Below are 21,774 nucleotides of genomic sequence, written 5' to 3'. Positions count from 1 at the left end.
CGCCCTCCCGCCGGGGGTGCCTACGGGTGCTTCTCGACCGCCGACCAGAAGTGGTCCACGATCCGGTCCAGGAAGTCCCGGCCCCCGGCACTCGAGTCGGGGGCGCCGCCGCCCCAGCTGAGGGTGGCGGTCATGCGCCCCTGGTAGTCCTGGTGCAGTACCTGGAGGACGTTCTCCAGGACGCGCCGGTCCAGTGGCGCCAGCTTGGCGATCGGGCGCACACAGCCCTGCCAGCGGGTGGTCACCGCACTCGTCAGCAGGTCGGCCAGCTTCTCCTCGCGCCCGGTGACGGTCACGAAGTCGGGCAGCGTCAGGCCGAGCACGTCGGCGAGCTGGGCCGACTGGCGGTCGGTGCCGCGCCAGTGGTCCGCCTCCTCCATCCGCAGGTAGGCCGGGAGCCCGAGGCCGACCGCACGGGCCACGTCCTCGGGCGCCAGCCCGCGGGCGACGCGGTGCTCGCGCAGGGACTGCGGCCGGCCCATCAGCTCACCGGGCGAGCACCACAGCACCCCGGCGAGCGCGGTCAGTTCGGGGCCTTCGGGGGAGACGGTCCCCCGCTCCCAGGCGACGACGAGGTCGGGGCCGACGTACGGCAGGCCGTACGAGACGCGTATGCCGTGGGCGACGTGCTCGGGCCCCATGTTGAGGGCGGCACGCAGCCGGCGGGCGGCGAGGGCGTTGAACGGGGGGCCCGACTGGTTCGGGCCGGGTGAGGGTCGGCGCACGCGCCACACCGTAGGGGTCCGGGGCGGTGCTGACTACGGGCTGTTCGGCCAGCGATACGGATTGTAGGAACGTACGGGACCTCGGCGCACTCATCCCCTCATCCCTTGACCGCCCCGCCCAGCGCGAACCCGCCGCCCAGCCGCCGGGAGATCAGCACGTACAGCAGCACGACCGGCGTCGAGTAGACGATCGAGAACGCCGCCAGCTGCCCGTACGCCACCATGCCCCGGTTGCCGAAGAAGTCGTTGATGCTGACCGAGGCCGGCATCTGGTCCGGAGAGAGCAGCAGCATGAAGGGGACGAAGAAGTTCCCCCACATCTGCACGAACGAGAACACCGTCACCACCGCCACCCCGGGCCCCATCAGCGGCAGCACGATCCGCAGCAGCGACTGGAACGACGACGCCCCGTCCGTCCACGCCGCCTCCTCCAGCTCCTTCGGCACGCCGTCCATGAAGTTCTTCATGAGCCAGATCGCGAACGGCAGTTGCGAGGCGGCGAAGAAGAAGATCGTCCCCTGCAAGGTGTCGATCATGTTCACCCGCACGAACAGGGCGTAGACGGGCACCATGATCGCCGTGATGGGGAGGCTGGTCGCGAACAGGACGGTGAGCAGGAACGGCCGGTTCAGCCGGGACCGGAAACGGGAGAGCGGATACGCCGCGAGCGCCGCGCACACCACCGTCAGCAGGGTCGCGCCGCCGCACAGGATCAGGCTGTTGAGCAGCGGGGTGAAGGTGATCTCCGGGGTGAGGATCGCGTCGAAGTTCTCCAGCGTGACCCCGTCGGGCGCCTTCACGCGCAGGCCCGCGTGCGGGTCGAGGGCGGACAGCACCACCCAGGCCAGCGGCAGCACGAAGGCCGCGGCCACCACCAGCAGCCCGGCGTCGGCGGCCGCCCGGCGCCGGTTGCGCCGGGAGGAGGGGGTGCGGCCGGGGGTACGGGACGTGACCGTGGACGCCATGTCAGACCTCCGTGCGCAGCAGGCGCAGGTACACGACCGAGAACAGCGAGCCGATCAGCAACAGCAGCAGCGCCACCGCCGTGCCGTACCCGATCAGGCTGTTCTGGAAGGCCTGCTCGTACATGAACAGCGGCAGCGTCTGGCTCTTGCCGCTCGGCCCGCCCCGCGTCATCACCCAGATCAGCCCGAAGACCGACAGGGTCTGGAGCGTGTTGAGCATGAGGTTGGTGCCGATGGAGCGCCGGATCATCGGCAGCGTGATGTGCCACATCCGGCGCCAGCCGCTCGCGCCGTCGACCTCGGCGGCCTCGGTGACCTCCTTGGGGATCTCGTTCAGCGCGGCCGAGTACACCAGCATCGAGAACGCGGTGCCCCGCCACACGTTGGCGAAGGACACCGCCAGGATCGGCAGCGTGAACAGCCAGTTCTGCGAGGGCAGATGGAGCCAGTCCAGGATGGCGTTGAGGGTGCCCTCGCGCCGGAAGAAGGCGTAGAGCAGGAAGCCCGCCACCACCTCCGGCAGCACCCAGGCCGTGACAACGATGCCACCGGTGAGCGTACGGACCGGCTTCGAGGCCCGCTGCATCAGCGAGGCCAGGGCGAGCCCCAGGGTGTTCTGCCCGATCAGCGAGGACAGCACGGTGAACACCAGGGTCAGCCATACGGCGTTGAGGAACGCCTCGTCCTGGAAGGCGCGGGTGAAGTTGTCGAAGCCGACGAAGGACTCCTGGGCCTGACCGGTGAGCTGGAGGTCGGTGAAGGCGATGACGACGCAGTAGACGATCGGGCCGGCGAGGAAGAGCAGCAGCAGGACGACGGCGGGGGAGACGGGCAGGGCACGGACCAGGGAGCGGCGGACGGTGCCGGTCCGCGCGCCGGAGGCGGCCGGGGAGGCGGGGCTCTTGCGGACCTCCGGCCCCGTGTGCTCCGGCGCGGTGGCCGTCACTTGCTCACCACCTGGTTGTCGGTGGCCTCCTTGAGCGCCTCGTCGTAGCCGCGCGCCGCCTCCTGGACCGACGTGTCGCCGGTCGTGACGCCCTCCATGGCCTCCTGGATGGCGACGGACACCTTGGGGTACGCCGGGTAGGCGGGCCGGTAGTGGGTGTCGGCGACGAGGTCGGTGAAGAACTTGATGCCGGGCTGGGCGCCGATGTACGCGGGGTCCTTCGCGACGTCCGCACGGACCGCGATGCCGGAGTTGGCGATGTACCACTTCTGGGCGTTGGCCTTGGTCTGCATCGTCTTGATGAAGTCGAAGGCGAGGTCCGGGTTGCCCGCCTTGGCCGGGATGGACCAGGTCCACCCGCCGGACATGCTCACCCTGCCGGGCGCCTGCCCGTGCTGCGTGGGCATGGCAGCGAGCCCCAGCTCCTTGGACCACTCGGGCCACTCGTGCCCGCTGCCCTCCAGCCAGTCCTGCGGCAGCCAGGAACCGTCGAGCGCGATCCCGAGCTTGCCCTGCGGCAGCAGCTCACCGCGGATCTTGGTGGAGAAGTTGGGGTCGAGTGCGTCGGAGACCTCCGGGCCGAGCTTCTCCTTGTACACCGTCTCGACGAAGGAGAGGGAGTCCTCGAACCCCTGCCCCGCCGTGATCCACTTCTTGCTCCCCTTGTCGTACAGCGGATCGGAGGAGCCGTCCCCCGTGCCGTACAGCAGCATCTCGAAGCCCTGCATGGTGGCCATCTCACCGGCGGGCTTGCCCGTGTAGACGTTGAGCGGCGTGACGCCCGGCACCTTCTCCTTGATGGCGCGGGCGGCGTCGAGGACCTCGTCCCAGGTCTTCGGCTGCCAGTCGGCGGGCAGCCCGGCCTTGGCGAACACGTCCTTGCTGAACCACAGGCCCCGGGTGTCCGTCCCGTCCGGAACGCCGTACGTCTTCCCGTCCTCGCCCTTGGCCGCCGCCTTCGCCGTGTCGATGAACTGGTCCCAGTCCTTCCACTCGGCGAGGTAGTCGTCGAGCGGCTTCAGGTACCCGCTGGTGATGTCCGAGTTGATGAGGAACGTGTCCTCGTAGACCAGGTCGGGGGCGGTCTTGGGGGAGCGGAGCATCTGCTGGAGCTTGGTGTAGTACTCCGAGTCCGGCGCCTTGATCGGCACCAGCTCGACCTTCTTCCCGGGGTTGGCCTTCTCGAACTGCTTCTTGACGCCTTCGAGGTAGGTGTCCATCACCTTGATGGAGTTGTCCGTCGACTGCTTGAAGGAGACCTTCACCGTGTCCGGATCACTGCCGGAGCCGCTTGAGCAGGCGGCGAGCGAGGTGGAGGCGAGCGCGGTGAGGGTGAACAGGGCGGTGAACCGGACGGTGGAACGCACGGCATGACCTCCTACGGGCACACGACACTGTGGCCTGGACGGCTGCTCGGCGAACGTAAGAGGAGTGGTCTAGTCAGGTCAATGCGTGTGCGCAGGATTGCTGCAGGACGTGATCGGCACCTTCAGTGTGACTGGTTCGCACGGGTCACGGCGCGGGCAGTGCTTCAGGGCCACGGGCTGGACGGCATGGGAGACGCGGAGGTCCAGGGGGCACCGGCGGTGGCGTGAGGACGGTTCTATTCCAGGTTCTCGGCCTCTGAGCGGGCCCGGGCGGCCAGAGCAGGGGCGTCGGCACGGGTAAGGGCGTCGGCAGCCTGGAGCCAGCAGGCGCGGGCGTCGGCTGAGCGGTGGGTGGAGCCATAGGTGAGGGCCAGTTTCACGAGGGTGCTGGCGGCCACGTACCAGTCCTCGAATTCCCAGCGAATTGCGAGGGCTTCACCGTACGCATCGATCGCCTCCTCCGTCCGGCCCGCATCTCGAAAGGCACTACCAAGGTGGTGCCAGCTATGGGCCTCGCCGAGCCGGTCCCCGGCGGCCTGGGACATGTCGCGGGCGCGGCTGTGCGCGTCGATTGCGTCTTGCGCTCGACCCATCTTCCGCAGAGCCACACCGAGGTTTCCCCATGCGTCGGCCTCGCGAAGGTGGTTCCCGGCGGCGTGGGACATGTCGCGGGCGCGGCGGTGGGCATCGATCGCCTCTTCCAGTCGGCCCGCTTCCTGCAGGGCGGCTCCGAGGTGATTCCACGCACTGGCCTCGTAGGGGGTGTCTTCGAGGGCGTGGAACATGTCGCGGGCGCGAGTATGGGCGTCGATCGCTTCTTCGACCCGGTCCACGGCCAGTAGCGCGAGGCCGAGGTTGTTCCATGCCCCAGCCTCGCTGTGCGACTCTCCGGCGCGGTGGGCGGCCTCCTGCGCGGCACGGGTGATGGTGATCTTGTCGTCGAAGTACCGTCGCCAGTCGAGATATTCCGCCAGGCACAGGGCCAGCCGCGTCGCCATGTCCGCGTATCGCTCCACATGTGCCCACGATGCTGCCGCCACCAGACCCGCCCGCTCCGCGTCCAGCCATGCCAGTGCCTGCGCGCGGTCGGCGAACCGCTCGGGCGGTGGCTTTCCTGGCAGCCACCGCAACCGGTCATCCGCCGCATTCGCCCACTGCCAGTAGAACGTCAGGAGTCGCTCCCGTGCCGTCTCCCCCTCCTCATGGAAGTCGGCGTCCTCCCGCACCACACTCACCCCGAAGGCCCGTACCAAGTCATGCAGCCGCCACCGCATGTCCCTGGCCGTCGGTACAGCCGTGACGAGACTTGCGGCGACCAGGTCTTCCAGCAGTTCCAGGGCGGCATCCACGTTCAGTGCGGTCAAGGCCGCCACGGCCTCCGTGCTCGTGTCGGCGCCGGGAACCAGGGCCAACAGACGCAACAGCCGAGCCTGGTCGGACGGCAGGCGACGGTAGGACGCCGCCAGCACCGGGCGAAGGGCAAGGGAGCGCCCGTACTGGTCCGTGCCCCTGCTGCCGTGGTCCAGGACGGCCGTCGGGTCCCCGGCCTTCTGGATCTCGGTCACCAGCGAGGCGATGTCACGGAGACGGCGCCTGCGCAACATCGCAGCGGCGATGTGCAGCGCGAGGGGCAAGTGTCCGCAGAGAGACACCAGTGCGTGTACGGCGTCCGGCTCCTGTGCCGTGCGCTCATCGTGTTCGTCGGCGTCCTGCAGCGCGCGGGTCACGAGAACGACCGCTTCGTCCGGATCAAGGGGTTCCAGGTCGATGAGACGCACAGGGATGGCGTCCGGCCGGTCCCGGGTCGTGATCAGCACCCGGTGGCGATCGGTGCCGGGCAGTAGACCGAGAAACTGGGTCGGTTCCGAGACGTTGTCGAGGATCAGCAGCGTCCGCTCCCGCCGTCCGGCGAGGAGAGCACGGTAGGAGTCGTATTGCTGCGTCGCTGTCGGCGGCAGATCAGAACCCTGAACTCCCAATGCGTCCAGCAGCGCCAGTACCGCCTGATCCGCCGTCACGGGATTGCCGCTGTAGCCCCGAAGATCCACGAACAGTGTTCCGCCAGGGAACCATCCTTCGGCGCAGGCCCGATGTGCCGCCTCCACCGCCAGCGCTGTCTTGCCGATACCGCCCATCCCCGTGACGGCGAAGACGAGGACAGGAAGCGCGACCGAGTTCCTCGACGTGGGCGCGAGCTGCGCCAGCAGCCGATCCAGCTTCGCCGCCCGTCCCGTGAAGACGAGTGGGCGAGGTGGCAGCGTGGCACTCGCCCGTGGGACCGGGCCGTGGACGGTCTGCTTGTCCCTGCTCTCAGCTCTGCTTGCCGGTGACGGGGCCATGGAAGGTGCCGCCCCGGAAGTCGACGTGGTCTCCGCCGTATGTCGCCCGTTGGGGCCCCTCCTCGGAGTCCGAGGAGCCCTCGCGGGGCCGGTGTTTGTGCATCACCGCCACCGTCACCGCCGCGGCCTGTTTGGCGGCGCGCTGCTGTGAACCCGAGGCGTCGGCCTTGTGCTTCTTGGCGTCGGCACGGTCGCTGATGCCCCGGACGACCAGGGCGTTCAACTGGCCGCTCAGGTGGGCCGCCTGGAGGGCGCCGGAGCCTTCCATCTCGATCGCGCCCGCGTCGTTGTAGTTCCCGCGGATTAACAGGGCGATCTCGGACTCGGCGTCCGCCAGGACGACGTCCCCCGTGGCGATCGGCACGAAGTGCGCCCGTACGTCGGGCATGTCACGTACGGCGGAACGTGCCGCCTGTTCCAACGCGTGCGAGCCCGGCAGTGCTTCCGGCCGAACCAGGAAACCGTCCGGTGTCTGCTTGCCGCCGTGGACCTCGTACACCTTCGTGCCCACGACGACGTCGCCGATCTCGATGTCGTCCTTCAGGCTGCCGGCGACTCCGACGAACAGCACGGCCTCGGGGCGCAGCCAGTTGATGAGCTGGGTGGTGAGAGCGGCGGCCCGCTCGGCGCCCATGCCCAGCTCGGCGAGGGCGACGTGCCAGGAGGTGTCCGGCAGACGGCCCACTTCGACCCGGGTGCCGTCCCGGTGCACCCGCTCCTCCCGCTCCTCGACGTGCACGCGGACCGCGGCGTATTCGAGCGGGAGTGCGGTCAGCACCAGAACGGTGGGCTGGGTGTCCGGCATAGTCATAAGTTACCGCTGGGAGAAGGGGATCGAGTGCCGGAACAGGACTTCACGGTGGGGCAGTTGCTGCTCGCCGAGTACGAGAGCGTGAAGAGCGAGCAGAGGGCGAGGATCGGGTTCCGGGACAATCTCCTCTACGTGACGCTGGCCGTCGTGGCCGCCGTCATCGCGGCCACGGCACAGGCCGAGCAGCCCTCGATGCTGCTGGCGCTGCCGCCGGTGTGTCTCGTCCTCGGGTGGACCTATCTCGTCAACGACGAGAAGATCTCGGCGATAGGGCTCTACGTCCGGGACGATCTGGGGCCCAAGCTGGCCGAACTCGCGGCGCACAGCAGCGGGTTCGCGACCTTCGGGTGGGAGGCGTACCACCGGAGCGACACCCGGCGCCGGTCCCGCAAGACGATCCAGACCGTGATCGACCTGACGGCGTTCTGCGCGGTACCCCTGGCGGCGCTGGTCGTTTTCTGGGTGAACGGGGACGCCACCCGGCTGCTCGTCGCGCTCTCGGTGCTGGAGGCGCTCGCCGTGGCGGGGCTCGCCGCGCAGGTCGTGTGGTACGCGAAGGCGGCGTGATCGTCCCTCCGGCAGGGAGGTACGGCGCGGATGGAAACGGCACTGCTGACGGCCCTGGCCGAGGGAGCGGGCGGAGACGAGGGGCGCCGGGCGGTGGAGGCGCTGGCGCGGGTGCTGGGGCTCGGTGTCGGCACGTCCGTCCGGGACATCGCGAAGGCGGTCGCGGAACCGGCGCGGCGGGATGCCGTGCGGGAGTGGGGCGAGACGGTGGCGGAGCTGCTCGCCGCCGAGCCGTCCGGCGTCGCCGGTGCCGTCGCACGGGCCATGGAGCGGTCGGCGCCGGGCAGCGGAGCGTCCTGGTACGGCGGCGACCACACCGACTTCCGGGGCGGCGTCTTCCTGCGCGAGGTGATCGGCGTACAGGTCGTGGTCCAGGAGGGCGGGACGGCCGTCCCGGAGGCGATGGCGGGCCTGCCGCCGAGGCCCGGCGGGTTCACCGGTCGGGACCGCGAGTCCGAGGACCTGTTGCGGGCGCTGGACCCGGACGGTGCGCGGTCCGCCGCGGCGCCGGTCGTCTCCGTGTCCGGTCTCGGCGGCATCGGCAAGACCGCGCTCGCCGTCGAGACCGCGTACCTCGCCCGAGAACGGGGCTGGTTCCCCGGCGGGGTGCTCTTCATCGACCTGCACGGCTACGACCGGGAACCCGTCACCGCGGACCGAAGTCTGCGAACCCTGCTGCACGCTCTCGGTACCCCGCCGGAACACCTGCCCACGACCACGGACGAGCGGGCCGCGCTCTACCGCTCGACGCTGGCCGTCCGGGCCCGCGAACGAGGCGGGGTGCTGGTCCTGGCCGACAACGCCTCGTCGGCCGACCAGGTACGGCTCCTCGTGCCGGGTGACCCCCGGCACCGCGTGCTGGTCACGTCCCGTGACCGGCTGCCCCAACTCGGCGCGCGGCTCCTGCCGCTGGACGAACTCGGAGCGGGGGAGGCGTACGAACTCCTCGACCGCGCCCTGCGGATCGCCGATCCGCACGACGGCCGGGTGGGCGACGACCCCGGCACGAGCGGCCGACTCGCGAGCCTCTGCGGGCACCTTCCGCTGGCCCTGCAGATCGCGGCCGCCCTGCTGGCGGCCGATCCGGGCAGGCCGGTGACCGAACTCGTGGCGGAACTGGCCGAGGCCCACGACCGGCTGGACCACCTCGACGACGGCGAGCGCAGTGTTCGCGCCGCCTTCGAGCTGTCCTACCGCCGACTGCCGCCCGAGCAGGCCCGGCTGCTGCGCCTGCTCGCGCTCGCGCCTGGACCCGAGGTGAGCGACGAGGTCGTCGCCGCGCTGGTCGGCGCCGGCCGTCCTGCGGTGCGTGACCAACAGGCTCTGGCCCGGGCGCACCTCGTGGAGAGGGGGCACACGCGCGGGTGGTGGCGGTTGCACGATCTGGTGCGGGTGTTCGGGGCGGGAGTGGTGGCCCGAGTAGAGGGTGACGCCGCGCGGGCGCGTGTGCTGCGGCACTACCTGGAGCGGGCCCGCGCGGCGGACGCGCGCCTGCGGCCCCGCACGGAGGACGACGAGGAGACCGGGCCGTTCCGGAGTCGGGAGGATGCGCTCGCCTGGTTCGACGCGGAGCGCGCCGGGCTCGTGGCCGCCGTCCAGTGGGCGACGGACCGACCATTGGCCTTCGACGCCGCCCAACTGGCCAGTGCGCTCGGTGAGTACTTCGAGTGGCGGCGCTTCTTCGATGACACGGTCACCGTGTGCCGGGCCGCCTGTGCCGCCGCACGCCGGGAGGGTGACAAGGCCGTCGAAGCCGCCGCCTGGAACAGGATGGGAAACGCCCTGCGGGGAGGCAGCCGGCTCAGGGAGGCGTGGGAGGCGCACCAACGGGCGGGCGACCTCTACGACGCGGTGGGCCACGACAACGGCAAGGCGATGGTGGTGTCCAACCTCGGCAACATCCTCGGTGACGTGGGTCAGGTCGACGGGGCCGTCGAAGCCTTCCACACCGCCCTCGGCCTCTTCCGCCGCACCGGGGACCGGCACAGCGAGGCCGGTGTGTGGAACAACCTCGCCATCACCCTGCGCAAATCCGGCCGTGTCGACGAGGCCCTCGACGCCCTGCGCGCCGCCCTCGACCTCTACCGGGAGACGGGGGACCGGCCCCGCGAGGGCAGGGCCTGGCACAACTACGCCGTTGCCCTCAACGCGCGGGGCCGTACGGCGGAAGCCGTGACCGCCTGCCTCGACAGTCTGGACATCTGTGAGGAGTTCGAGGACTGGCACGGTGCCGCCCGGACGCTGTACGCCCTCGGGCTCGTGCACGAGACGGCCGGGGACGCCGAGCGGGCCCGCGCGCGGATGACGCAGGCCGCCGACGCCTACGAGCGGGCGGGCTCGCCCAAGGAGGCCGAACAGGCGCGCAGAGCGGCGCGGCTCACCGCCCCCGTACCCACCGGTACACCAGCTCCGGCCGCCCCACCTGCCCGTACTGCGGGCTCCGCACCGCCCGGCCCGCGTCGACCAGGTGCTCCAGGTATCGCCGGGCCGTGATGCGGGAGATGCCCACCGCCTCGGCGACCCCGGCCGCCGTGAGGCCCTCGGTCGCGCCGCGCAGGGCGCCCGTCACCCGTTCCAGGGTCGGTCCGCTCAGGCCCTTGGGCAGGGCCGCCGGGCCGGGGGCGCGCAGGGTGGCCAGGGCGCGGTCGACCTCGTCCTGGCCGCTGGCCTCTCCGGCGGTGCCCCGGAACTCGGCGTAACGGACCAGGCGGTCGCGCAGGGTGGCGAAGGTGAAGGGCTTCAGGACGTACTGGACGACGCCCAGCGACACCCCCTCGCGCACCATCGTCAGGTCCCGTGCCGACGTCACCGCTATCACGTCGGTGTGGTGTCCCGCCGCGCGCAGTGACCGGGCCAGCTGGAGTCCGTGCACGTCGGGCAGGTGCAGGTCGAGCAGGAGCAGGTCGACCGGCGTGCGGTCCAGCATGCGGCGTGCCTCCGCGCCCGTGTGCGCCTTGCCGACCGCGACGAACCCCGGCACGCGGCCGACGTACAGGACGTGGGCGTCGGCGGCGACCGGGTCGTCCTCGACCACCAGGACCCGGATGGGCTGTGCGTCGGCGGTGCTCACACCGCACCCCCGGTGCCCGGTCTGCTGCCCGTCACCGTCGCCGGGGCCGGCCCGCCGCCCCCGGCATCGCCCAGCGGCAGCCGGGCCTCGAAGCGGGCGCCGCCGCCCTCGGCCTCCGTGACGGTCAGGGTGCCGCCGTGCCGCCGCACCGCCTGCCGGACCAGGGCGAGGCCCAGGCCGCGCCCGCCCTCGTCGGCCGGCTTGGTCGAGTAGCCCCGCTGGAAGACCAGGTCGGCATGGGCCGGGTCGACCCCGGCGCCGGTGTCCGACACCCGCAGCACCAGCTGGGAGCCGTCGGCCCCGGCCCCTTCCGTGTACGCCGCCACCGTCACCCGCGACGGCACCGCCCCCTGGGCCGCGTCCACCGCGTTGTCCACCAGGTTGCCCAGGATCGTCACCAGGTCCCGGGCGGGCAGCGACGGCGGCAGCAGTCCGTCGTCCAGCCGGCTCTCCTGCGACACCACCAGCTCCACTCCCCGCTCGTTGGCCTGCGCCGTCTTGCCCAGCAGCAGCGCCGCGAGCACCGGCTCGCTCACCGCCGCCACCACCTGGTCGGTGAGGGCCTGGGCCAGCTCCAGCTCCGCCGTCGCGAACTCCACGGCCTCCTCCGCCCGCCCCAGCTCGATCAGCGACACCACCGTGTGCAGCCGGTTCGCCGCCTCGTGCGCCTGGGACCGCAACGCCTGGGTGAAACCGCGCTCGGAGTTCAGCTCGCCGGTCAGCGACTGCAACTCGGTCACGTCCCGCAGCGTCACCACCGTGCCCCGGTGCTCACCGCCGGAGACCGGCGAGGTGTTCACCACCAGCACCCGCTCCGCCGCCAGGTGCACCTCGTCCACCCGCGGCTCCGACGCCAGCAGCGCCCCCGTCAGCGGCGAGGGCAGCCCCAGGTCCGCGACCGAGGCGCCGACCACGTCACCGCGCACGCCGAGCAGCTCCCGTCCGCCGTCGTTGATCAGCGCGACACGGTACTGCCCGTCCAGCATCAGCAGGCCCTCCCGCACCGCGTGCAGCGCCGCCTGATGGTAGTCGTGCATCCGGCTCAGCTCGTCCGCGTTCATCCCGTGCGTGTGCCGGCGCAGCCGCGCGTTGATCACGTACGTGCCGACCGCGCCGAGCAGCAGCGCCCCGGCCGCCACCCCCGTCAGGGCCGTGAGCTGCTCCTGCGCCCGCTTGCTGATCTCCTCGACCTTGATCCCGGCGGAGACGAGGCCGACGATCCGGCCGTCGTCCACGACCGGTGTGACCGCCCGGACCGAGGGGCCGAGCGTGCCCGTGTAGGTCTCGGTGAAGGTCTCGCCCCGCTGCGCGCGCTCGATGTGGCCCTGGAAGGGACGACCGATCTGGTCCGGCTTGGGGTGGGTCCAGCGGATGCCCCGCGGGTTCATGATCGTCACGAAGTCCACGTCGGTGTCCCGCATGACCCGCACCGCGTACGGCTGGAGGCGCGCCGTCGGGTCCGGGGTGCGGATCGCCGCCGCCACGGACGGCGAGTCGGCGATCGCCAGCGACACCGCCCTGGCCTGGCGCCCGGCCGCCTCCTCCGCCTGCCCCCGGTCGCTGATGTAGCTGAACAGCGCGTACCCGGCCACGACGACCGCTATCAGGACGGCCTGCATGGCGAAGAGCTGCCCCGCCAGGCTGCGGGGTCTCGGGACGCGGAGGTGCATGCCGCCAGTCTCCCTCGTGGCTGGATGGTGAACTCAATGAACGCAAGGGTGACCGCGCTCACAGGCCGGGAGATAGTCACCGCATCCCCGATCCACACCCCCGGACGTGAGCCGCACGCCGGTGAGTACCGACGACGTCGTCAAGGAGGGCAGCCGTGACCAGCAACGCCGCTACGGCACCTGCCGCACCCAAAGCCAAGCGCGACCGCACGCACTATCTCTACATAGCCGTGATCATCGCGGTCGCCCTCGGCATCGCCGTCGGTCTGATCGCGCCGGACTTCGCCACCGAGCTGAAGCCGCTCGGCACCGGCTTCGTGAACCTGATCAAGATGATGATCTCGCCGATCATCTTCTGCACGATCGTGCTGGGCATCGGTTCGGTCCGCAAGGCCGCCAAGGTCGGCGCGGTGGGCGGTATCGCCCTGGTCTACTTCCTGGTGATGTCGCTGGTGGCGCTCGCCATCGGCCTGATCGTCGGCAACATCCTGGACCCCGGCACGGGCCTCGCGGTCACCGATGCCGTCAAGGAGACCGGCCAGGCGCAGGTCGACGCGGAGGCCAAGGGCACCGTCGACTTCCTGATGGGCATCATCCCGACGACGATCGTCTCCGCGTTCACCGCGGGCGAGGTCCTGCAGACCCTGCTGATCGCCCTGCTCTGCGGCTTCGCGTTGCAGGCCATGGGCAACGCCGGCCAGCCCGTGCTGCGCGGCATCGAGCACATCCAGCGGCTGGTCTTCCGCGTCCTGGCGATGATCATGTGGGCGGCCCCGGTCGGTGCCTTCGGCGCCATCGCCGCCGTCACCGGCTCGGCGGGCGTCGACGCGCTCAAGAGCCTGGCCGTGCTGATGCTCGGCTTCTACGTCACCTGCGTCCTGTTCCTCTTCCTGGTGCTGGGCACGGTGCTGCGCGTCGTGGCCGGGATCAACGTCTTCTCGCTCTTCAAGTACCTGGGCCGCGAGTTCCTGCTGATCCTGTCCACCTCCTCGTCGGAGTCGGCGCTGCCGCGCCTCATCGCGAAGATGGAGCACCTGGGCGTCAGCAAGCCGGTGGTCGGCATCACCGTCCCGACCGGCTACTCCTTCAACCTCGACGGCACCATGATCTACATGACCATGGCCTCGCTGTTCATCTCGGACGCCATGGGTACGCCGATGTCGATCGGCGAGCAGATCCCGCTGCTGCTCTTCCTGCTGGTGGCCTCCAAGGGCGCCGCCGGTGTCTCCGGCGCCGGTCTCGCCACGCTGGCCGGCGGCCTCCAGTCGCACAAGCCCGCCCTGGTGGACGGGATCGGCCTGATCGTCGGCATCGACCGCTTCATGAGCGAGGCCCGCGCCCTGACCAACTTCGGCGGCAACGCCGTCGCCACCGTCCTCATCGGCACCTGGACCAAGGAGATCGACAAGGACCGGGTGAACGAGGTGCTCGCCGGCCGGGTGCCGTTCGACGAGAAGACGCTGCTCGACGACGGCCACGGCACCGCCGACGCCGAGGACGCGCCGGACCTGCCCGAGCCGGGCGGCGAGAAGGAACTGGCGAGGGCCTGACGCCCGTACGCCGCCCCCGCACCCCGGGCGGCTGAGGTGCTCCCCCCGTTGCTCAGCCGCCCGGCCCCCCGAAGAAGCCCCGCGCCCTCCCCCCCCGGCGCGGGGCTTCTTGCCTTGACGTCCGGGTCAAGGCTTACGTTCGTCGGCATGCGAATCGGCGAGCTGGCCGCACGGGCCGGGACCACCACGCGGACGCTGCGGTACTACGAGTCGCGGGGCCTGCTGCCCGCGCGGCGGGGCGACAACGGCTACCGCACCTACGACGAGGACGACCTGAAGCTGCTGCGGCAGATCAGGACCCTCCAGGACTTCGGGTTCGACCTGGAGGAGACCCGCCCCTTCGTGGAGTGTCTGCGCGCCGGGCACCCCGAGGGCGACTCCTGCCCGGCGTCCCTGGTGGTCTACCGGCGCAAGCTGGCCGAGCTGGACACGCTGATCGAGCAGCTCACGTCGGTGCGCGCGCAGGTCGCCGCGCAGCTGACGCGGGCGGAGGCGGCGGCTCTGGGGGGTCCGGAGCCGAAGTGCGAACTGGGAGGACACGGATGAAGACCAGCGGGGTGCCCGAGGTGACGGACGCGGACTTCGCGACGGAGGTGATCGGGTCGGACCTGCCCGTGCTGGTGGAGTTCACCGCCGACTGGTGCCCGCCCTGCCGGCAGATGGCGCCGGTGCTCGGCGCGCTCGCCGAGGAGGAGGGCGAGCGGCTGCGGGTGGTGCAGCTGAACGTCGACCGGAATCCGGCGACCACGAACGCGTACAAGGTGCTGTCGATGCCGACGTTCATGGTGTTTCGCGGAGGCGAGCCGGTGAAGTCGATGGTCGGCTCCCGGCCCAAGCGGCGGCTCCTGGAGGAACTGGCCGACGTGCTCTGACCGGCCCGGCAGACCGGTCGGCCCACGGTCGGCCACGAAAAAATCCCCCGAGCAATTGCGCTCGGGGGATTTCTCTGCGTATATTCGTTGATTCGTGACTTCAGAAGAATGAGGTCGCGAAGAAGTTCAGTAGGCACAGTATATGCGGCCGGGAGTGGAATTGTCAAACACCGAATTTCCGGACGATGAATTGCTGCACGAGCAGGAATTCATCGACGGACTGTACGCGCGCGTGGACGCGCTGCGCGGCGACGCCGAGGACTCCGTCACCGACGCGCTCGCGCAGGGCAACACCCCCCAGCAGGCGCGCCTGGAGCGGGACATCCTGGTCGCCGAGCGCTCCGGGCTGCTCGCCGCGCTCAACGCGGTGGACGGCTCCCTCTGCTTCGGCCGGATCGACCTCACCTCCGGGCAGGCCCACCACATCGGCCGCATCGGACTCCGCGCCGACGACGCCGAACGCACCCCCGTCCTCATCGACTGGCGGGCCGGTGTCGCCCGCCCCTTCTACCTGGCCACCGGCCACACCCCGATGGGGCTGCGCCGCCGCCGGCACATCACCAGCGAGGGCCGTACGGTCACCGCGCTGCACGACGAGATCCTCGACCTCGGCGACGAGAGGCGCACCGGCCACGAGGACCCCTCCGGCGACGCCGTGCTGCTCGCCGCGCTGAACTCCGCGCGCACCGGCCGCATGGGCGACATCGTGCAGACCATCCAGGCCGACCAGGACCGCATCATCCGCGCCCCGCACCGCGGCGTCCTGGTCGTCGAGGGCGGCCCCGGCACCGGCAAGACCGCCGTCGCCCTGCACCGCGCCGCCTACCTCCTCTACGAGCACCGCGAACTGCTCGCCAAGCGCGCCGTCCTCATCGTCGGCCCCAACCCGGCCTTCCTCGGCTACATCGGCGAGGTGCTGCCCTCGCTGGGCGAGACCGGGGTGCTCCTCGCCACCGTCGGCGAGCTGTTCCCCGGTGTGCAGGCCACCGCGACGGACACCCCCGAGGCGGCGGCGGTGAAGGGCCGGGCCGACATGGCCGACGTGCTCGCCGAGGTGGTCCGCGACCGGCAGGCGCTGCCCGACCCGGTGATCGCGATCGAGCACGACCGCGAGATCCTCATGCTCGACGACGACCTGGTCAACGTCGCCCGCGAGCGCACCCGCGCCGCGAAGCTGCCGCACAACGCGGCCCGCGAGCACTTCGAGGGCCACATCCTCAACACCCTCACCGACATGGTCGCCGAGCGCATCGGCACCGACCCCTACGACGGCTCCAACCTCCTCGACCCCAGCGACATCACCCAGATCCGCGACGAACTCGCCGAGAACCCCGAGGTCTGGTCCGCCGTCGACCAGCTGTGGCCCCGGCTCACCCCGCAGCGTCTGGTCGCCGACTTCCTCGCCGCCCCCGAGGGCTTCCTGCCCGCCGAGGACGCCGCCGCCGTCCGCCGCCCGGTCACCCGGCACTGGACCGTCGCCGACGTGCCCCTCCTGGACGAGGCGGCCGAACTGCTCGGTGTGGACGACCGGATCGCCCGCTCCCGCGCCGAACGCGAGCGCGCGGAGCAGATCGCCTACGCGCAGGGCGTGCTGGACGTGTCGTACGCGTCCCGGACCTACGAGTTCGAGGACAAGCACGACGACGACGCCGAGGTCCTGTCCGCGCACGACATCATCGACGCCGAGCGGTTCGCCGAGCGCCAGGAGGAGGACGACCACCGCAGCGCCGCCGAACGCGCCGCGGCCGACCGCACCTGGGCGTTCGGGCACATCATCGTGGACGAGGCGCAGGAGCTGTCCCCGATGGCCTGGCGGCTGCTGATGCGCCGCTGCCCGACCCGCTCGATGACCCTGGTCGGCGACCCGGCGCAGACCGCGGAGGCGGCCGGTGTCGGCTCCTGGTCGAAGATCCTCGCCCCCTACGTCGAGGACCGCTGGGAGCACACCCGCCTGGGCGTCAACTACCGCACCCCGGCCGAGATCATGGACCTGGCGGCGGCCGTGGTCCGTGCCGAGGACCCGTCCTTCGAGCCGCCGAGTTCGGTCCGGTCCACGGGCGTACGGCCCTGGGTCCGCGCCACCGGCGACCTCCCGGCCGCCGTCGCCGAGGCGGCGCGGGAGCTGACCCCCGAGGAGGGCCGCCTCGCCGTCATCGCCCCGCGCGAGCTGCACCGGGTGCTCGCGGCCCGGCTCGACGGCGTGACGGCGGGCGCCGAGCCGGACCTGACGCGCAAGACGGTCCTCCTGGACCCGCGCCAGTCCAAGGGCCTGGAGTTCGACTCCGTCCTGGTCGTCGAGCCCGGCCGCTACGGCACCAGCGACCTGTACGTCGCCCTCACCCGCGCCACCCAGCGGCTCGCCGTCCTGCACAGCGAGCCGCTGCCGAAGGGGCTGGTGGACGCGGACTGACGGACGGACCCGCCCGTCAGGCCGGACGCAGCCACACCGTCGCCAGGGGCGGCAGGGTCAGCCGGATACTCGCCGGGCGGCCGTGCCACCCCTGTGCCTCCGGCTTGACCGGGTCCGGGTTGACGACGTCGCCGCCGCCGTACCGGGCGGCGTCGGTGTTGAGCACCTCGTGCCAGGCCGGGACGTCCTCGGGGACGCCGAGGCGGTAGCCGGGGCGGACCACCGGGGCGAAGTTCGACACCGAGAGCAGCGGGGTGCCGTCGGCGTCCAGGCGCAGGAAGGCCAGCACGTCGTCCTCGGCGGCGTCCCCGACCACCCAGGCGAACCCGGAGGGATGGGTGTCGCGCCGCCACAGCGCGGGCGTGGCCCGGTAGACGGTGTTCAGGTCCCGCACCAGGTCGCGCACGCCCCGGTGGTCCGCCGCCGCCCCGTACTCCGGGTCCAGCAGCCACCAGTCGGGGCCGTGCGCCTCCGACCACTCCGCGCCCTGGGCGAACTCCTGGCCCATGAACAGCAGTTGCTTGCCGGGATGGGCCCACATGTAGCCCAGGTACGCCCGTTCGTTGGCACGCTGCTGCCACCAGTCGCCGGGCATCTTCGACACCAGCGACTTCTTGCCGTGCACCACCTCGTCGTGCGATATCGGCAGCACGTAGTTCTCGCTGTACGCGTACACCATGGAGAAGGTCAGCTCGCCGTGGTGGTACTTGCGGTACACCGGCTCGCGGCTCATGTACTCCAGCGAGTCGTGCATCCACCCCATGTTCCACTTCAGCCCGAAGCCCAGTCCGCCGAAGCCGCTCGGCCCCTGGTGGTGCGTGGCCCGGGTGACCCCGTCCCAGGCCGTCGACTCCTCCGCCACCGTCACCACGCCGGGCACCCGCCGGTACAGCGTCGCGTTCATCTCCTGGAGGAACGCCACCGCGTCCAGGTTCTCCCGGCCGCCGTGCTCGTTCGGCGTCCACTGGCCCGGCTCGCGCGAGTAGTCCAGGTACAGCATCGAGGCGACGGCGTCCACGCGCAGGCCGTCGATGTGGAACTCCTCGCACCAGTACACGGCGTTGGCCACCAGGAAGTTGCGCACCTCCCGGCGCCCGAAGTCGAACTCCAGCGTCCCCCAGTCCGGATGTGCCGCCCGCAGCGGGTCGGAGTGCTCGTACAGCGGGCGCCCGTCGAACTCGGCCAGCGCCCAGTCGTCGCGCGGGAAGTGCGCCGGCACCCAGTCCATCAGCACGCCGATCCCGGCCCGGTGCAGCCGGTCGACCAGGTACTTGAAGTCGTCGGGGTCGCCGAGCCGGGCCGTGGGCGCGTAGAAGCCGGTGACCTGGTAGCCCCACGAGCCGCCGAAGGGGTGCTCGGCGACCGGCATCAGCTCGACGTGGGTGAAGCCCAGGTCGGCGACGTAGGCCGGGAGCTGCTCGGCCAGCTCGCGGTAGGTCAGTCCGGGGCGCCAGGAGGGCAGGTGGACCTCGTACACCGACATCGGCGCCTCGTGCGCGGGCGCGTCCGCGCGGAGGGCCAGCCACTCCTCGTCGCCCCATGTGTAGTGCGAGGCGTGCACGACGGAGGACGTGGCGGGCGGCACCTCCGTACGGCGGGCCAGCGGGTCGGCGCGGAAGGTGCGGGAGCCGTCGGGCCGGGTGATCTCGAACTTGTACAGCTCGCCCGCGCCGACACCGGGCAGGAACAGCTCCCACACCCCGGTCGGGCCGAGGGAACGCATCGGGTGGCCGGTACCGTCCCAGAAGTTGAAGCCGCCGGCCACCCGGACCCCGCGCGCGTTCGGCGCCCACACCGCGAACCGGGTGCCCGCCACCCCGTCCCGCGTCGTCGGGTGCGCGCCGAGCGCCCGCCACAGCTGCTCGTGCCGCCCCTCGCCGATCAGGTGCAGGTCCAGATCGCCCAGGGTGGGCAGGAAGCGGTACGGGTCCTCGGTCTCCTGGACCGTCCCCTCGTAGGTCACGAGCAGCCGGTGCACCGGGACCTCGTCCAGCGGCACGAGACCGGAGAAGAACCCCTCGCCGTCGTCGTGCAGCTCGACCCGCAGCTCCCCGGACAGCACGGTCACGGCCAGGGCGTACGGCCGGAACGCGCGGAACGCGACGCCCCCGGGCACCCGGTGGGCGCCGAGCACCGCGTGCGGATCGTGGTGCGTGCCGGCGAGCAGCCGCTCCCGGTCGCCGGGGTCCAGCGCGGGGGAGACGGCGGCCTCGGTCTCGGGGGAGGCGACGGTGGGACCTGCTCCCACCCCGGGCGCGGTCTTCCTCGGGGCCGCCTTCTTGGCGACCGTCTTCTTGGCCACGGCCTTCTTGGTGACCGCCTTCTTGGTGACCGCCTTCTTCGCTACGGCCTTCTTCGCGACTTCCTTCTTCGGGGCGGCCTTCTTCGCGGGCTTGGCCGTCTCCTTCCCGGCTGTCTGCTTCCCGGTCGTCTTCTTCCCGGTCGTCTTCTTCGGGTCGGGGCCGCTGGACGAGGGGCGGGGGGTCACGGGCGGGGCCTCCTGGGCGGAGTGGGAGCGGGCGTGGGCGTCATGCGGGCTCGGGCACGGACAGGCGGCGCACCGCCGCCAGGGGTACCGGGAGCCAGTCGGGACGGTGCCGGGCCTCGTACAGGACCTCGTAGACCGCCTTGTCCGTCTCGTAGGCGCGCAGCAGCACCGGATCGGTGCGCGGGTCGCGGCCGCCGGCCTCCGCGTACCCGGTGCAGTACGCGGCCCGGCAGGACTCGGCCCAGCCCGGCACGCGTACCTCGGCCGATGCCGCGGCGTAGTCGAAGGAGCGCAGCATCCCGGCGACGTCCCGCACCGCGGGCTGCGGCAGTCTGCGCTCGGCCAGGGGTTTCGCGGGCTCCCCCTCGAAGTCGATCAGCGACCACTCCCCGTCGGGCGAGCGCAGGCACTGGCCGAGGTGCAGGTCGCCGTGGACGCGCTGCGCGGTCCAGGTGCGGCCCTCGGCGGCCAGGTCGGCCAGCGCCGTGAACGCCGTCCGCAGCGCGGGGGCGTACGACCGCAGCAGGGGTACCGCCTGCGCGGCCTCCTCCAGCCGCTCGATCATGCCGTCGGCGAGCTGCCGCGCCTGGGCGTGGCCGAGGGTGACGGTCGGCAGCGCGCGGGCCAGCGCGGTGTGCACCTCGGCGGTGGCCCGCCCGAGCGCCCGGGCCTCGGCGGTGAAGTCCTCGCCCTTGGCCAGCTCGCGCAGCGCCAGCTCCCAGCCGTCGGTCGCCCCCTTCAGATAGGGCTGGAGCACGCCCAGCACCCAGGAGCGGTCGGCCAGCTCGGCCGTCATCCATCCCGCCGGTGCCGGCACCCGGGGGCAGCCCTCGCGGGCCAGGGCCAGCGGCAGCTCCAGGTCGGGATTGACGCCGGGCACGATCCGCCGCAGCAGCTTGAGGATGAACGTATCTCCGTACACGACGGACGAGTTGGACTGCTCGGCGGTCATCAGCCGTGGCACCAGCCCGCCGCGTATCCCGCCCGTGCGTATCTCCTCGTCCGGCTCAGGCTCAGGCTCCGGCTCCCCGCGCTCGAAGCGCAGCGCGCCGATACGGGCCCGCGTACGCAGCGCCTCCAGCAGCACCTCGGCGGGGCGGGTGTCGTAGAGGGCGTCGTAAGCGGTGCGTCCGGCCGCCGGGCCCTCGGTCACCTGCCCGATCAGCGCGGGCGCCAGCCGGGGCGGCAACGCCTCGCGGGTGCCGATCAGGAGCTGGTAGCAGTCGCCCGGCTCCTCGGCCGCGCCACCGGCCGGCGTGTGCCGCTGGTGGGTGCGGACCAGCACGTGGTGGAGGCCGAGGCGGGAGTCGGCCGGGAGCAGCTCGGTGGCCGCGACCAGCGAGAAACCGGTGACCGGGCGCCCCTTGCCGGCGAACCAGCGCTGCCGCGGCAGCCACTGGCGCAGCAGTGGATCGAGTGACGCAAGGAGGTCCGGCGGGCTCGCATGGGTGCGTATGGCGGCTTCCGACATGACGTCGCGTCCTTTCCCCGGATCGTCGGGGTGGTTACTGATGCGTGCCCCGGGCGGAACGGTGGAAACCGCCTCGCCCGGGGATGGGGGCCGGTATCTAGACCGCGTCCTTGCGCAGCCGGAACCAGTAGAAGCCGTGACCGCCCAGGGTGAGCAGGTACGGCAGGTCGCCGACGGCCGGGAAGCGGACCCCGCCGAACAGCTCGACCGGATGGCGCCCGCCGAAGGCGCTGAGGTCGAGCTCGGTGGGCTGGGCGAACCGGGAGAAGTTGTGGACGCACAGCACCAGGTCGTCCCCGTACTCCCGCAGGAACGCCAGGACCGCGGGGTTGGAGGAGGGCAGTTCGGTGTAGGTGCCCAGGCCGAAGGCGGGGTTCTGCTTGCGGATCTCGATCATGCGGCGGGTCCAGTGCAGCAGGGACGAGGGCGAGGCCATGGACGCCTCGACGTTCGTCACCTGGAAGCCGTAGACCGGGTCCATGATCGTGGGCAGGAACAGGCGTCCGGGGTCGCAGGTGGAGAA

General features: G+C 71.6%; 17 protein-coding genes. 6 read left to right on the top strand and 11 right to left on the bottom strand.

What is annotated here, in order from left to right:
• Window positions 1-20 precede the first annotated feature (20 nt).
• From ACIRGB_RS00085 to ACIRGB_RS00060, 6 genes are all read right to left on the bottom strand, one after another.
• Window positions 21-734 carry a helix-turn-helix domain-containing protein gene (locus ACIRGB_RS00085; RefSeq protein ID WP_403856787.1) on the bottom strand — a complete coding sequence of 238 codons (714 nt, stop codon included), beginning with the start codon at window positions 732-734 and terminating at the stop codon, window positions 21-23.
• A gap of 89 nt (window positions 735-823) precedes the next feature.
• Window positions 824-1,690: a carbohydrate ABC transporter permease gene (locus ACIRGB_RS00080; protein ID WP_403856784.1), complete on the bottom strand. Its 867-nt coding sequence runs from the start codon at window positions 1,688-1,690 to the stop codon at window positions 824-826.
• A gap of 1 nt (window position 1,691) precedes the next feature.
• Entirely contained in the window at window positions 1,692-2,636 is a 945-nt protein-coding gene (locus ACIRGB_RS00075; protein ID WP_403856781.1) for a carbohydrate ABC transporter permease, read from the bottom strand.
• Window positions 2,633-4,003 (bottom strand): ABC transporter substrate-binding protein, encoded by a 1,371-nt coding sequence (locus ACIRGB_RS00070; RefSeq protein WP_403856778.1) that lies wholly within the window; start codon window positions 4,001-4,003, stop codon window positions 2,633-2,635. Before ACIRGB_RS00070 ends, ACIRGB_RS00075 begins: the two co-directional genes overlap by 4 nt.
• A gap of 236 nt (window positions 4,004-4,239) precedes the next feature.
• Window positions 4,240-6,138: an ATP-binding protein gene (locus ACIRGB_RS00065; RefSeq protein WP_403856775.1), complete on the bottom strand. Its 1,899-nt coding sequence runs from the start codon at window positions 6,136-6,138 to the stop codon at window positions 4,240-4,242.
• A 175-nt stretch (window positions 6,139-6,313) separates the two neighbouring features.
• Window positions 6,314-7,153 carry a nucleosidase gene (locus ACIRGB_RS00060; protein ID WP_403856772.1) on the bottom strand — a complete coding sequence of 280 codons (840 nt, stop codon included), beginning with the start codon at window positions 7,151-7,153 and terminating at the stop codon, window positions 6,314-6,316.
• A 27-nt stretch (window positions 7,154-7,180) separates the two neighbouring features.
• Here ACIRGB_RS00060 and ACIRGB_RS00055 point away from each other — a divergent pair, with 27 nt between their 5' ends.
• Window positions 7,181-7,720 carry a hypothetical protein gene (locus ACIRGB_RS00055; RefSeq protein WP_403856769.1) on the top strand — a complete coding sequence of 180 codons (540 nt, stop codon included), beginning with the start codon at window positions 7,181-7,183 and terminating at the stop codon, window positions 7,718-7,720.
• A gap of 207 nt (window positions 7,721-7,927) precedes the next feature.
• A complete protein-coding gene (locus ACIRGB_RS00050) occupies window positions 7,928-10,213 on the top strand; it encodes a tetratricopeptide repeat protein (RefSeq protein ID WP_403858153.1) in 2,286 nt (761 codons plus the stop codon).
• Here ACIRGB_RS00050 and ACIRGB_RS00045 read toward each other — a convergent pair.
• Together ACIRGB_RS00045 and ACIRGB_RS00040 are read right to left on the bottom strand one after the other, a co-directional pair.
• Complete coding sequence (locus ACIRGB_RS00045; RefSeq protein WP_403856766.1) at window positions 10,098-10,790, bottom strand: response regulator; 693 nt, start codon at window positions 10,788-10,790, stop codon at window positions 10,098-10,100. The genes ACIRGB_RS00050 and ACIRGB_RS00045 overlap by 116 nt on opposite strands.
• A complete protein-coding gene (locus ACIRGB_RS00040) occupies window positions 10,787-12,460 on the bottom strand; it encodes an ATP-binding protein (protein ID WP_403856763.1) in 1,674 nt (557 codons plus the stop codon). Before ACIRGB_RS00040 ends, ACIRGB_RS00045 begins: the two co-directional genes overlap by 4 nt.
• A 155-nt stretch (window positions 12,461-12,615) precedes the next feature.
• Between ACIRGB_RS00040 and ACIRGB_RS00035 the strand changes: the two genes are divergently transcribed.
• The 4 genes from ACIRGB_RS00035 to ACIRGB_RS00020 all read left to right on the top strand — a co-directional run bounded on the left by ACIRGB_RS00035 (window position 12,616) and on the right by ACIRGB_RS00020 (window position 17,292).
• Window positions 12,616-14,010 (top strand): cation:dicarboxylate symporter family transporter, encoded by a 1,395-nt coding sequence (locus ACIRGB_RS00035; RefSeq protein WP_403856760.1) that lies wholly within the window; start codon window positions 12,616-12,618, stop codon window positions 14,008-14,010.
• 147 nt (window positions 14,011-14,157) lie between these two features.
• Window positions 14,158-14,556, top strand: coding sequence for a MerR family transcriptional regulator (locus ACIRGB_RS00030; protein WP_403856757.1), 399 nt, complete (start codon window positions 14,158-14,160; stop codon window positions 14,554-14,556).
• 11 nt (window positions 14,557-14,567) lie between these two features.
• Window positions 14,568-14,882 (top strand): thioredoxin family protein, encoded by a 315-nt coding sequence (locus tag ACIRGB_RS00025; RefSeq protein ID WP_403858151.1) that lies wholly within the window; start codon window positions 14,568-14,570, stop codon window positions 14,880-14,882.
• A gap of 142 nt (window positions 14,883-15,024) precedes the next feature.
• On the top strand, window positions 15,025-17,292 hold the full coding sequence (locus tag ACIRGB_RS00020; RefSeq protein ID WP_403856754.1) for a HelD family protein: 2,268 nt from the start codon (window positions 15,025-15,027) through the stop codon (window positions 17,290-17,292).
• A gap of 16 nt (window positions 17,293-17,308) precedes the next feature.
• Here ACIRGB_RS00020 and glgB read toward each other — a convergent pair whose 3' ends face one another.
• The 3 genes from glgB to ACIRGB_RS00005 form a co-directional block, all read right to left on the bottom strand.
• Window positions 17,309-19,780 carry a 1,4-alpha-glucan branching enzyme gene (gene glgB / locus ACIRGB_RS00015; protein WP_403856751.1) on the bottom strand — a complete coding sequence of 824 codons (2,472 nt, stop codon included), beginning with the start codon at window positions 19,778-19,780 and terminating at the stop codon, window positions 17,309-17,311.
• Window positions 19,781-19,820: 40 nt separating this feature from the next.
• On the bottom strand, window positions 19,821-21,251 hold the full coding sequence (locus tag ACIRGB_RS00010; RefSeq protein ID WP_403856748.1) for a maltokinase: 1,431 nt from the start codon (window positions 21,249-21,251) through the stop codon (window positions 19,821-19,823).
• A gap of 97 nt (window positions 21,252-21,348) precedes the next feature.
• The coding region (locus tag ACIRGB_RS00005) for an alpha-glucosidase C-terminal domain-containing protein (RefSeq protein ID WP_403856745.1) at window positions 21,349-21,774 on the bottom strand (426 nt) is incomplete at its 5' end.

Source organism: Streptomyces sp. NPDC102490 (assembly GCF_044765285.1).
Taxonomy (GTDB): domain Bacteria; phylum Actinomycetota; class Actinomycetes; order Streptomycetales; family Streptomycetaceae; genus Streptomyces.
This window is presented reverse-complemented; position numbering and strand designations above follow the sequence as displayed.

Coding starts and splice junctions, on each gene's coding strand:
- ACIRGB_RS00080 (WP_403856784.1), bottom strand. CDS start 1,690: ATGGCGTCCACGGTCACGTCCCGTACCCCCGGCCGCACCCCCTCCTCC.
- ACIRGB_RS00065 (WP_403856775.1), bottom strand. CDS start 6,138: ATGGGCGGTATCGGCAAGACAGCGCTGGCGGTGGAGGCGGCACATCGG.
- ACIRGB_RS00060 (WP_403856772.1), bottom strand. CDS start 7,153: ATGACTATGCCGGACACCCAGCCCACCGTTCTGGTGCTGACCGCACTC.
- ACIRGB_RS00040 (WP_403856763.1), bottom strand. CDS start 12,460: ATGCACCTCCGCGTCCCGAGACCCCGCAGCCTGGCGGGGCAGCTCTTC.
- ACIRGB_RS00030 (WP_403856757.1), top strand. CDS start 14,158: ATGCGAATCGGCGAGCTGGCCGCACGGGCCGGGACCACCACGCGGACG.
- ACIRGB_RS00020 (WP_403856754.1), top strand. CDS start 15,025: ATGCGGCCGGGAGTGGAATTGTCAAACACCGAATTTCCGGACGATGAA.
- ACIRGB_RS00010 (WP_403856748.1), bottom strand. CDS start 21,251: ATGTCGGAAGCCGCCATACGCACCCATGCGAGCCCGCCGGACCTCCTT.